Raw genomic sequence first — 13,572 nt, 5'->3', positions numbered from 1 at the left:
AGATATTGAGGAGGACTTATGCGTCTTGACCGTTTTACTAGCAAATTTCAAATGGCGATCTCTGATGCTCAGTCGCTAGCATTGGGGCGGGACCATCAGTATATAGAGCCGGCTCACCTGATGGTAGCGCTGTTGAACCAGGACAGCAGCACGATTCGGCCACTCCTGACCCTATTGAATGTCGACATTGCCCAACTACGCTCAAGCTTGTCTGAGCTGTTGGACCGTTTGCCGAAGGTAACCGGGATCGGGGGTGATGTTCAGCTATCCCATGGGATGGGCGTATTGCTCAACATGTGCGATAAGCTGGCACAAAAACGAAAAGATAAATTTATTTCGTCTGAGCTGTTTATTTTAGCTGCGGTTGAAGATAAAGGCCCGCTCGGCCAGCTGCTAAAAGATGCTGGGATGACAACCGAAAAAGTTGAAAAAGCGATAGAGCAAATTCGCGGTGGGCAGAAGGTCGATGATCAGAATGCCGAAGAAAACCGTCAGGCACTCGAGAAATTCACTATCGACCTGACCGAACGAGCCGAGCAAGGCAAGCTTGATCCGGTGATTGGCCGTGATGATGAAATTCGTCGTACGATTCAAGTACTTCAGCGTCGTACCAAAAATAACCCTGTGATTATCGGTGAGCCAGGGGTGGGTAAAACCGCCATTGTCGAAGGCCTTGCCCAGCGCATAGTCAATGGTGAAGTGCCTGAGGGTTTGCGTAACAAGCGCGTGCTGTCATTGGACATGGGTGCGCTGATTGCGGGGGCTAAGTACCGTGGTGAGTTTGAAGAGCGCCTGAAGTCGGTACTTAATGAACTGGCGCAGGAAGAAGGCAATGTGATCCTGTTTGTCGACGAGCTCCATACTATGGTGGGTGCGGGCAAGGGTGAAGGCTCAATGGATGCCGGCAACATGCTCAAACCGGCGTTGGCTCGAGGTGAATTACATTGTGTCGGGGCAACCACGCTTGATGAGTACCGCCAGTATATTGAAAAAGATGCGGCTCTAGAGCGCCGGTTCCAGAAGGTGCTGGTGGATGAGCCGACGGTTGAAGATACAGTGGCAATTTTGCGCGGCTTGAAAGAGCGCTATGAGCTGCACCACCACGTGGAGATTACCGATCCGGCCATTGTCGCTGCGGCTAGCTTATCGCACCGTTATATTTCGGACCGTCAGTTACCTGACAAAGCGATTGACCTTATTGACGAAGCTGCATCCAGTATTCGTATGCAGATTGACTCCAAGCCGGAATCGCTCGATCGCCTCGAACGCCGGATTATTCAGTTGAAGATTGAGCAGCAAGCCATAGAGAAAGAAAGCGATGAGGCCAGCAAGAAGCGCCTGAGCGATCTGAACGATGAGCTAGATAGCAAAGAGCGTGAATATGCTGAGCTTGAAGAGGTTTGGAATGCGGAAAAAGCAGCGCTGTCGGGCACACAGCATATTAAAACAGAGCTAGAGCAAGCTCGTACTGATATGGAAATTGCCCGTAGGGCCGGCGATTTGAACCGGATGTCCGAGCTTCAGTATGGTCGAATTCCTGAGCTTGAGAAGCAGTTGGATCTCGCCGCTCAGGCTGAAATGCAGGAAATGAGCCTACTGAAAAACAAAGTGACCGACGCGGAAATCGCAGAAGTGTTATCGCGCCAGACCGGTATTCCGGTTGCTAAGATGCTGGAAGGGGAGCGTGACAAGCTGCTTCGGATGGAAGAGGCGCTGCATAAACGGGTTATCGGTCAGGATGAAGCGGTTGAAGCAGTTGCCAATGCGATCCGCCGTAGTCGTGCCGGACTGTCAGATCCTAATCGTCCAATTGGTTCGTTCCTGTTCCTTGGTCCGACAGGGGTTGGTAAGACAGAACTTTGTAAGTCGCTAGCCAACTTTATGTTCGACAGTGATGATGCCATGGTGCGAATTGATATGTCGGAATTCATGGAGAAGCACTCCGTGGCCCGCTTGGTCGGCGCTCCTCCGGGCTATGTCGGCTATGAGGAAGGTGGCTACTTGACGGAAGCGGTACGCCGCCGTCCATATTCTGTCATCTTGCTTGATGAAGTCGAGAAGGCCCACCCGGATGTCTTTAATATCTTGTTGCAGGTATTGGATGACGGCCGTTTGACCGATGGGCAGGGCAGGACGGTTGATTTCCGCAATGCTGTGGTGATCATGACCTCTAACCTAGGCTCAGATCGGATCCAAGAACACTTTGGCGAATTGGACTATGACGGTATCAAGCACTTGGTGATGGAAGTCGTCGGGCAGCATTTCCGCCCAGAGTTTATTAACCGTGTTGATGAAACCGTGGTATTCCACCCTCTGGGTGCTGAAAATATCAAGAATATTGCTTCTATTCAGATGGAGCGATTGGTTAAACGTCTGGCTGAGCGTGATTACCACCTCGACATTGAAAGTAGTGCCTTGGATTTAGTTGCAGAAGCGGGCTTTGATCCTGTTTTTGGTGCGCGACCATTAAAACGTGCTATTCAGCAATACATAGAGAACCCGCTGGCACAGGATATTTTGTCCGGCAAGTTCACTACAGGTAAGCCTGTAACTATTGCTGCTGAAGACGGGCGGATTATTGCCCATCAGGATTAATCAGTTTACTTAAGAGAAAACACCGCGTCAGCGGTGTTTTTTTTATCAAAAAAAAGTGATTTGGCTGCTATTTGAACGCTTGGCGTGTTTTTTTGAATTTATTTCATTTTGGGTATTGCCAGTGCGCTCGAAGTCTCTATAATGCCGCCTCACTGACACGGACAACGGCATCGCCGGTAACGATAAGTCAGTTTGTTCTTTAACAATTTGACCATGCAATCTGTGTGGGCACTCGTGAAAAGATTTAGTCAAAAGATTTAAATCAGTGAACTGAGTGACCATTGATACTTTTAGTATCCACAGTCAATTCTTTTTGGTTCTGCTTTTTTATAAAAAAGTGGAAACAAGAAAATCAGTAATCACTGAGCCGTTTCTTCGGAAACACAAAAACTTTAATTGAAGAGTTTGATCATGGCTCAGATTGAACGCTGGCGGCAGGCCTAACACATGCAAGTCGAGCGGTAACATTCCAAAAGCTTGCTTTTGGAGATGACGAGCGGCGGACGGGTGAGTAATGCCTGGGAACATGCCTTGGTGTGGGGGATAACCATTGGAAACGATGGCTAATACCGCATAACGTCTACGGACCAAAGAGGGGGACCTTCGGGCCTCTCGCGCCAAGATTGGCCCAGGTGGGATTAGCTAGTAGGTGGGGTAACGGCTCACCTAGGCGACGATCCCTAGCTGGTCTGAGAGGATGATCAGCCACACTGGAACTGAGACACGGTCCAGACTCCTACGGGAGGCAGCAGTGGGGAATATTGCACAATGGGGGAAACCCTGATGCAGCCATGCCGCGTGTGTGAAGAAGGCCTTCGGGTTGTAAAGCACTTTCAGTAGGGAGGAAGGCAGTGTCGTTAATAGCGGCATTGTTTGACGTTACCTACAGAAGAAGCACCGGCTAACTCCGTGCCAGCAGCCGCGGTAATACGGAGGGTGCGAGCGTTAATCGGAATTACTGGGCGTAAAGCGCATGCAGGCGGCTTGTTAAGCCAGATGTGAAAGCCCGGGGCTCAACCTCGGAATAGCATTTGGAACTGGCAGGCTAGAGTCTTGTAGAGGGGGGTAGAATTTCAGGTGTAGCGGTGAAATGCGTAGAGATCTGAAGGAATACCGGTGGCGAAGGCGGCCCCCTGGACAAAGACTGACGCTCAGATGCGAAAGCGTGGGGAGCAAACAGGATTAGATACCCTGGTAGTCCACGCCGTAAACGATGTCTACTTGGAGGCTGTTCCCTTGAGGAGTGGCTTTCGGAGCTAACGCGTTAAGTAGACCGCCTGGGGAGTACGGTCGCAAGATTAAAACTCAAATGAATTGACGGGGGCCCGCACAAGCGGTGGAGCATGTGGTTTAATTCGATGCAACGCGAAGAACCTTACCTACTCTTGACATCCAGAGAACTTAGCAGAGATGCTTTGGTGCCTTCGGGAACTCTGAGACAGGTGCTGCATGGCTGTCGTCAGCTCGTGTTGTGAAATGTTGGGTTAAGTCCCGCAACGAGCGCAACCCCTATCCTTGTTTGCCAGCGCGTAATGGCGGGAACTCCAGGGAGACTGCCGGTGATAAACCGGAGGAAGGTGGGGACGACGTCAAGTCATCATGGCCCTTACGAGTAGGGCTACACACGTGCTACAATGGCGTATACAGAGGGCGGCCAACCAGCGATGGTGAGCGAATCCCACAAAGTACGTCGTAGTCCGGATTGGAGTCTGCAACTCGACTCCATGAAGTCGGAATCGCTAGTAATCGTGGATCAGAATGCCACGGTGAATACGTTCCCGGGCCTTGTACACACCGCCCGTCACACCATGGGAGTGGGCTGCACCAGAAGTAGATAGCTTAACCTTCGGGAGGGCGTTTACCACGGTGTGGTTCATGACTGGGGTGAAGTCGTAACAAGGTAGCCCTAGGGGAACCTGGGGCTGGATCACCTCCTTAACGATATGACTGCGCTTTTGACGCAGTGTCCACACAGATTGCTTGGTTGAAAGTAAAGACGACGTGTCCCATTCGTCTAGAGGCCTAGGACACCGCCCTTTCACGGCGGTAACAGGGGTTCGACTCCCCTATGGGACGCCACTTTCTAAACATACTTGCTTGGCAAGTGTCGTTAGAAAGTGGATGCCGCAAGGCAACACATGCTCTTTAACAATCTGGAAAGCTGACTAGTAAGTGATCGAAAGATCACACTAAATGTTTTCGTTCTTCGGAACGAGAACGAGTTCTCAAGCAACACACATTCAAGTGTCTTGGCTTTTGTCTCCACTTTTTCAAAAGTGGAATAAAAGAAGAGAAGTCCGGCAAAACAACGTCTATCACAACTCAGATAGACAACCTTGGTTGTTTGAACATACGAAACCTCTTGGGGTTGTATGGTTAAGTGACTAAGCGTACACGGTGGATGCCTGGGCAGTCAGAGGCGATGAAGGACGTACTAACTTGCGATAAGCCAAGACGAGGCAGTAAGAGCCACTCGAGTCTTGGATTTCCGAATGGGGAAACCCAGCTGCATAAGCAGTTATCTCAATGTGAATACATAGCATTGTGAGGCGAACCGGGGGAACTGAAACATCTAAGTACCCCGAGGAAAAGAAATCAACCGAGATTCCGGCAGTAGCGGCGAGCGAAACCGGATTAGCCCTTAAGTTGAATTGGCACTAGGCGAACACGCTGGAAAGCGTGGCGATACAGGGTGACAGCCCCGTAGCCGACGGTGCCTTTACAGTGAAATCGAGTAGGACGGGACACGTGTTATCCTGTCTGAACATGGGGGGACCATCCTCCAAGGCTAAATACTCCTGACTGACCGATAGTGAACCAGTACCGTGAGGGAAAGGCGAAAAGAACCCCTGTGAGGGGAGTGAAATAGAACCTGAAACCGTGTACGTACAAGCAGTAGGAGCAGGCTTCGTCCTGTGACTGCGTACCTTTTGTATAATGGGTCAGCGACTTAATTTTAGTAGCAAGGTTAACCGTATAGGGGAGCCGTAGGGAAACCGAGTCTTAACTGGGCGTTCAGTTGCTAGGATTAGACCCGAAACCGAGTGATCTAGCCATGGGCAGGTTGAAGGTGAGGTAACACTTACTGGAGGACCGAACCGACTAATGTTGAAAAATTAGCGGATGACTTGTGGCTAGGGGTGAAAGGCCAATCAAACTCGGAGATAGCTGGTTCTCCCCGAAAGCTATTTAGGTAGCGCCTCGGACGAATACTACTGGGGGTAGAGCACTGTTAAGGCTAGGGGGTCATCCCGACTTACCAACCCTTTGCAAACTCCGAATACCAGTAAGTACTATCCGGGAGACACACGGCGGGTGCTAACGTCCGTCGTGGAGAGGGAAACAACCCAGACCGCCAGCTAAGGTCCCAAAGTTATCGCTAAGTGGGAAACGATGTGGGAAGGCTCAGACAGCCAGGATGTTGGCTTAGAAGCAGCCATCATTTAAAGAAAGCGTAATAGCTCACTGGTCGAGTCGGCCTGCGCGGAAGATTTAACGGGGCTAAGCGATACACCGAAGCTGCGGCAATGTGACTTGTTCACATTGGGTAGGGGAGCGTTCTGTAAGCCGCTGAAGGTGTCCTGTAAGGGGCGCTGGAGGTATCAGAAGTGCGAATGCTGACATGAGTAACGACAAAGGGGGTGAAAAACCTCCTCGCCGGAAGACCAAGGGTTCCTGTCCAACGTTAATCGGGGCAGGGTGAGTCGACCCCTAAGGCGAGGCCGAAAGGCGTAGTCGATGGGAAACGGGTTAATATTCCCGTACTTCTTGCTATTGCGATGGGGGGACGGAGAAGGCTAGGTGGGCCTGGCGACGGTTGTCCAGGTTCAAGTATGTAGGCTGATGGTTTAGGCAAATCCGGACCATCTCAAGGCTGAGATACGACGTCGAGGCACTACGGTGCTGAAGTCATTGATGCCATGCTTCCGGGAAAAGCCTCTAAGCTTCAGATAGCAAGGAATCGTACCCCAAACCGACACAGGTGGTCGGGTAGAGAATACCAAGGCGCTTGAGAGAACTCGGGTGAAGGAACTAGGCAAAATGGTACCGTAACTTCGGGAGAAGGTACGCTTCTGACGGTGAAGTCCCTCGCGGATGGAGCTATCGGAAGTCGCAGATACCAGGTGGCTGCAACTGTTTATTAAAAACACAGCACTGTGCAAAATCGAAAGATGACGTATACGGTGTGACGCCTGCCCGGTGCCGGAAGGTTAATTGATGGGGTTAGCGCAAGCGAAGCTCTTGATCGAAGCCCCGGTAAACGGCGGCCGTAACTATAACGGTCCTAAGGTAGCGAAATTCCTTGTCGGGTAAGTTCCGACCTGCACGAATGGCGTAATGATGGCCACGCTGTCTCCACCCGAGACTCAGTGAAATTGAAATCGCAGTGAAGATGCTGCGTACCCGCGGCTAGACGGAAAGACCCCGTGAACCTTTACTACAGCTTGGCACTGAACATTGACCCTACATGTGTAGGATAGGTGGGAGGCTTCGAAGCAGGTACGCCAGTATCTGTGGAGCCGTCCTTGAAATACCACCCTTGTAGTGTTGATGTTCTAACGTCGCCCCCTTATCGGGGGTACGGACAGTGCCTGGTGGGTAGTTTGACTGGGGCGGTCTCCTCCCAAAGAGTAACGGAGGAGCACGAAGGTGGGCTAATCACGGTCGGACATCGTGAGGTTAGTGCAATGGCATAAGCCCGCTTGACTGCGAGAATGACGGTTCGAGCAGGTGCGAAAGCAGGTCATAGTGATCCGGTGGTTCTGTATGGAAGGGCCATCGCTCAACGGATAAAAGGTACTCCGGGGATAACAGGCTGATACCGCCCAAGAGTTCATATCGACGGCGGTGTTTGGCACCTCGATGTCGGCTCATCACATCCTGGGGCTGAAGTCGGTCCCAAGGGTATGGCTGTTCGCCATTTAAAGTGGTACGCGAGCTGGGTTTAGAACGTCGTGAGACAGTTCGGTCCCTATCTGCCGTGGGCGCTGGATGATTGAGAGGGGCTGCTCCTAGTACGAGAGGACCGGAGTGGACGAACCTCTGGTGTTCGGGTTGTGTCGCCAGACGCATTGCCCGGTAGCTAAGTTCGGAATCGATAACCGCTGAAAGCATCTAAGCGGGAAGCGAGCCTCAAGATGAGTCATCCCTGATACTACAAGTATCCTGAAGGGTTGTTGGAGACTACGACGTAGATAGGCAGGGTGTGTAAGCGCTGTGAGGCGTTGAGCTAACCTGTACTAATTGCCCGTGAGGCTTAACCATACAACACCCAAGGGGTTTTATCGGACTCCACGAGCACTTGAATGCAGTGCTTGAGATAACTAGTTGGACTTTCCCAGATTGCTATTTACTGCCAAGGCGGTAAATAAACGAATTTGCTTGGCGACCATAGCGTTATGGACCCACCTGATCCCATGCCGAACTCAGCAGTGAAACGTAACAGCGCCGATGGTAGTGTGGGGCCTCCCCATGTGAGAGTAGGACATCGCCAGGCTTCAAATTTCTTGTTTATGTCTTTTGACATGAACAGTAAAAGAATTTACTTAGCGACCATAGCACAGCGGTCCCACCTGATCCCATGCCGAACTCAGAAGTGAAACGTTGTAGCGCCGATGGTAGTGTGGGGCCTCCCCATGTGAGAGTAGGACATTGCTAAGTTCTCAATTGCGTTAAGCTGAATAGACACGCTGCGGAGCGGTAGTTCAGTTGGTTAGAATACCGGCCTGTCACGCCGGGGGTCGCGGGTTCGAGTCCCGTCCGCTCCGCCACTTCTTCGAAAGCCCCGCTAGAAATAGCGGGGCTTTTTCGTATTTGAATAATTTTGAATGTCCGTCCTTCGGCCGGATAGCCCCAGACTAGGCGTCCCCGACGAAAGACTGGGGCTTTTTTACATCTATAGACTATGTTCGCCTTACAGGCGAATGAGTCCCGCTGGTGCGCCAGCCCGGACTAGGCGTCCCCGCCGTTCCGCCACTTCTTCGAATGCCCCGCTAGAAATAGCGGGGCTTTTTTACGCTTGTGCGTTGCCGATGATGGGTAGGCCTATTTATTGGAGAACTTGCTGGCCTATCATTGGTTTCGAGCCTATCGGAAGAGGTTCTAAGTTATTAAATAGTATTATTTTGATAACCAAGATGGTTTACGATTCTGATAAATAAGAATAGGGACAAGTAAGAATATTATGGTTAATGCAATAAGAATTGCGATATATGAAAATGAATTTCCAGTATTAATCTGAGACGGTGGAATAAAACTTAAGCTTAATGCAATAAAACTTGAAATGAACCCAAGCGAACCGACAATCCAAATACCTATATTACCAAAGGGTATTTTATAGGGGCGGTTTACTTCCGGCGACTTATAGCGTAAATATATAGCACTAGAGAATAATAGCATGTACATAATTAAATAGAGTATAGATGCAAGCTGTCCTAATATTTGGAATGTGGATTGGACTGATGGCAAAATAACTAGCATCATTGATAGTATGGTTACAATTACGCCTTGCACATAAAGTATTGGCATCTGTACACCATTACGATTACTTCCTTGTAATATTGTCGGTAGATAACCTTCTTGACCTACTTGGTATAAACCCGTTGATGGGCCAGCAACAATAACTGTTATTTGACCAAAGACACCAATAGCTATAGCTGCCGTTATCACTTGGCCCATCCATCCAATATGGAAATATTTGAAAATAGAATCGTATGTGATAAATAAGCTTTCAACAAGATTAATTTTATCATGTGGAACGACAGCACTGATAATTAATGTGCCTATAACTAAAAATAATACCGTCATGCCTGATGCAATAGCAATTGCAATAGGGTAGTTTTTGGATGGGTTTTCCATGTTTTGCACATGGACTGCATTTATTTCCATTCCTGAGTAAAAAAGGAAAACACTTGATGCTAATACAAGATTATGAAATTGATGAAAGTCTGGGAGTAAATCATTGCTTGATACTATAAATTCAACACTTCCCTTTGAGAAAATATAACAAATACCACTAATAAATAAAATCATCAATGGGATAATTGTCCCTGTTATACCGGATGCTGCACTTATTCTAGCTGCTGACTTTATTCCTTTTGATGTTGTAAATGTTGAGAACCAATAAATACCCAATACAATAGCGAGTACAAATTCTTTATTTGCAGCAATTTCCTTAGCATGGTTTGTGTCAATGAATGCTATTGATACTGCAATAAAAATTAGCATGGTAGGAAAACAAATAGTTGTTGCTAGCCATTGTAAGTAGATGGCGACAAATCCTATTCTTTTTCCATATGCAGCGCTAATCCAATTAAACACACCTCCTTTTTGTGGCCAGCCAGTCGCTAATTCAGCTGCGACTAATGAGACTGGGATAAGAAAGCAAATAGCAGCAAATAAATAATAAAAAATCGAAGTGAGACCATATTCAGCTTCAGGCGCTAACCCTCTTGTACTTAATACTGTTGTTATATTCATAACGGCAAAAGTAAGTACACTGATTTTTATTATTTTCTGTTTGTTGTTTTTAGCTATTACATTCATACAAACTCACTTAAATATAGTAGGCGAATATATGAAATCGCCTACTATATGTTACCTAATTAATCATTAGTTGTTGTTGCCCAGCTTGGTTTTCGGCATGCATAGATGATGAAAGGTATAATAGTAAAAGCAATTGTACCTACAACAAGAATACCAATATAGGTTGATGGTGAACCAATAGATATTTGTGATGGTGGAATAAAGCTTAGAACAAAAGCTAATATAGAACCAAATAAACCGACCCCTGCAATAATCCATAACCCGAACATTCCACCCGGTAATTTATATGGTCGAGGAGTATCAGGTTCTTTATAACGTAAATAAATAACAGAAAGGAAAAGCATAATATACATGGCTAAATATAGAATAACAGCCAATTGACTGATCATTTGATATGCAGCTTGTACCGACGGCAGTAATGTCATAATAATGACAAGTGCAGTTACAATTGCCCCTTGGCACATAAGTATATTTTTTTGTACGCCATTTTTGTTTGTTTCTTGTAATATAAGCGGTAAATATCCTTTTCGTCCAACTTGTAATATCCCTGCTGATGGACCAGAAATTATAGCGATTATCTGGCCAAGAACACCTAACGAAATTGCAGCAGCAGTCAAGTTACCGAGCCATCCTAGCCCGAAGTGAGCAAATAGTTTATCGTAAGCAACTAACAAGCTTTGAACTAAGTTAATATCATCTTTTGGGATGATTGTTGCAATGGATAAGGTCCCGAAAATAAATATAATAACGGTAAATATGGTGGCGTAAATAATAGCTAGAGGATAGCCTTTTGATGGGTTTTCAACTTCTGTTACGTGTACCGCATTAATTTCCATACCTGCGAAAAACAGAAATATGCTGGCAGCAAGAACCAGATTATTGAAATTGCTAAAGTCAGGTAAAAATCCTTTCATCGAAAGATCAAAATGAATTGGATTACCATTTGCAATATAAATAATAGCTAAAGTAACTAAAATTATCCCAGGGATAATGGTACCAATTAATCCAGCGAGGGAGCTAATTTTTGATGCTGTTTTTAAGCCCTTCAGGCTGATAAATGTTGCAAGCCAATAAACAACCAGTACGACGATACCACTATAGAAACGGTTAGCAGCTAAAGCTTGGTCAAAAGTTTGATCTGGGCCTATGAACGCTAAAGCCACACCGGCAAAAATAAGCACTGTTGGGAACCAAATTGTTGTCGCTAGCCATTGAAGATAAATGGCTAAAAAACCTAACCTATGACCAAAGGCTTTACTTACCCAGTTAAAGACCCCTCCTTTTTGTGGCCAGCCTGTTGCCAATTCTGCTGCGCATAAGGCTACTGGAATGAGAAAAACAACGGCGGCAAAAATATAATAGAAAGCAGCAGTTGTACCGTATTCAGCCTCAGATGATAAACCTCTTAAACTAACCACTGTCGTTATATTCATTATTGCTAATGTAGCAATAGTTAATTTTGTTTTTGATGCGCCTTTATTCGCCAATATACTATCAGACATGTGTCAACCCCATAGATAACAAATCATGGTCATGAAAAACACCGGTGTTAGTTACCGGTGTTTTTGTAAGATGATGGAATTAAATTTCAGATAAAACTTCATCTCTTGCTAGCAGAACACAATCAATCGCATAGCGCATTATTTCTGGAGTAATATGGACATTCATTGGAAATATTTTCAATGCAAAAATATACGCATCAGGGTCACTGTCATTGCCATTATATTCAGCAACTCGGAAACCTGTACTGAAGCTTATATAAGGCGTATATCGACCATTGATTTTCTTACCATCACGGAACCAGTGATACAATTTGTCACCGATAGCTTTTGTTAACATATTATTTTTGACTAGTTGCTCTTTATAAGCAGGGTCAGTAAGCTCTTTTCGGTATTGCTCATCAGCCATTACGCCATCAGGGTATGCACGGAATAATGTCACTAAGCCATGATCTTCTGAGTTTACACATACTGTTTCTGTATGAGAGGCAATAACATTTCGTAGAAAATGTTGATTTTCTAAAATACCGCCGAGGATCGCTTGGAACCCCTCGTAGCCAAAGTATTTCATTGTTGCCCAACCAGCCAGTGAACCTGTTGCAGCTCGAGAGACTTCAAGTGTGTAGTCGAGTGGGTTATATGGTGAACGAGGTTGTAAATAGGCAGAACCTGGGCGTTTTAGTAATGTTTCAAATTCTTCACTATTTTTATAAACAAAACAGCTGCTTGCGTATGGAGACCAGCCTACTTTATGGAAGTCCACCCCAATGGCGTCAGCGTATTGCACGCCAGACAATGCTTTCGCATTAGCTTTTAGTGATGGGATAATTTCTTTGGAGAATTGAAGTGGGTTAGCATCAAAGTCATATTCTTTAAACGTAGCCCAAGCCCAACCAACAACTGAATCACAATACAGTAATGCTTTACCATATTTTTCAGTGTTATTGGGGTATTGGTCTAGCAGCTTGCGGACACCTTCAACTGGATCAAACGTGTTAGCATCTGTTGTGCCCATAGTACAAACGACAGAAGCAACAGGAATATCTTTTTCATGGCAATCTTTAAGAATTTCTTCTAAATGTGCCAAATCCATTGCATTTGTATGAACATCAGTACGAACCTTAATAATATTATCCATACCAAGGCCCATCCAGTCAGTGCTATTGAGCATAGTATAGTGAGCTTGGTGAGAACAAATTACTTTTGCATCAGTACGAACACCTTTTTGACGAGAGTCTTTCAGTACACGACTTAGTGCATATTTTACATGGTAGGTCCAACAGCCAGAACCACCGTATGTATATAGACAACCAGTGTTTTCAGGATTCCATCCAAATAAATTACCTAACATACCTGCACTTTCTAATTCAGCACGGTGTACGTTCCATGAATATTCGCCTTCAAGGATGTTAGGTGAAAATATCTCTGATAAAACTGCAGCAACAATAGATGCTGTGTTTGCCTGTGGAATAACATTACACATTGTTAGAGGGTGGCCCCAATTTGGTAATCCCTCAAACAATGCAATAGTATCATCAATAACTTTGTCAGTAGTGCTCATTTTGCTTGGCATACTGATATGTTTAATATGATCAAAATCTATTGTTAATTTGGGATTTTTGCCTAAGTAAGCGGGACCTTCAGAGTCTGGACGAAGTTGATCTATGGCTTTTACTGCTTTGTCGATTGCAGTAACGAGCGGGTCTGATTCTTCAGTTTGGTAAGCAGGAAAGGCACTGAGCATATCTTTACGATACTTCGCCCAATTGTTTGCATCATTTGTAATGTTATTTTCTTTATCCCAGTTTTGCTCATATGTTTTCATTTCTTAAGTCCTAAAGTGATCATTACACCTAGTCACCAAAGAAATAGTCTATGTTTGATTAAAATCGTAGGCTATTACAATGATAATTTGCAGCATACCTCATAGCGG

4 protein-coding genes, 2 tRNA genes and 4 rRNA genes are annotated in these 13,572 nt (G+C 46.2%); 7 read left to right on the top strand and 3 right to left on the bottom strand.

Translation table 11 applies throughout. The annotated features are described in order from the left end of the window. Positions 1–18 precede the first annotated feature (18 nt). From clpB to ACSF8X_RS15105, 7 genes are all read left to right on the top strand, one after another. Entirely contained in the window at positions 19–2,595 is a 2,577-nt protein-coding gene (gene clpB / locus ACSF8X_RS15135) for an ATP-dependent chaperone ClpB (RefSeq protein WP_047879352.1), read from the top strand. Between the two features lie 393 nt (positions 2,596–2,988). Next, positions 2,989–4,533, top strand: a 16S ribosomal RNA gene (locus tag ACSF8X_RS15130). 65 nt (positions 4,534–4,598) lie between these two features. After that, positions 4,599–4,674 (top strand) — tRNA-Glu (locus tag ACSF8X_RS15125). 295 nt (positions 4,675–4,969) lie between these two features. Continuing rightward, a 23S ribosomal RNA gene (locus ACSF8X_RS15120) occupies positions 4,970–7,860 on the top strand. Between the two features lie 116 nt (positions 7,861–7,976). Then, positions 7,977–8,092: ribosomal RNA gene (gene rrf, locus ACSF8X_RS15115) — 5S ribosomal RNA — on the top strand. A gap of 48 nt (positions 8,093–8,140) precedes the next feature. Next, positions 8,141–8,256: ribosomal RNA gene (gene rrf / locus ACSF8X_RS15110) — 5S ribosomal RNA — on the top strand. Together the 16S, 23S and 5S rRNA genes with 2 tRNA genes alongside form the textbook arrangement of a ribosomal RNA operon. A 33-nt stretch (positions 8,257–8,289) precedes the next feature. Further along, a tRNA-Asp gene (locus tag ACSF8X_RS15105) sits at positions 8,290–8,366 on the top strand. Positions 8,367–8,715: 349 nt separating this feature from the next. Here ACSF8X_RS15105 and ACSF8X_RS15100 read toward each other — a convergent pair. The 3 genes from ACSF8X_RS15100 to ACSF8X_RS15090 form a co-directional block, all read right to left on the bottom strand. Further along, positions 8,716–10,140 (bottom strand): amino acid permease, encoded by a 1,425-nt coding sequence (locus ACSF8X_RS15100; RefSeq protein WP_500850342.1) that lies wholly within the window; start codon positions 10,138–10,140, stop codon positions 8,716–8,718. A gap of 59 nt (positions 10,141–10,199) precedes the next feature. Beyond that, a complete protein-coding gene (gene gadC / locus ACSF8X_RS15095) occupies positions 10,200–11,642 on the bottom strand; it encodes a glutamine/gamma-aminobutyrate antiporter GadC (protein WP_500850341.1) in 1,443 nt (480 codons plus the stop codon). A gap of 79 nt (positions 11,643–11,721) precedes the next feature. Next, positions 11,722–13,464, bottom strand: a complete 1,743-nt coding sequence (locus tag ACSF8X_RS15090) for a pyridoxal phosphate-dependent decarboxylase family protein (RefSeq protein WP_500850340.1) — start codon at positions 13,462–13,464, stop codon at positions 11,722–11,724. Positions 13,465–13,572 lie beyond the last annotated feature (108 nt).

It is taken from the genome of Photobacterium panuliri (genome assembly GCF_059920555.1).
This window is presented reverse-complemented; position numbering and strand designations above follow the sequence as displayed.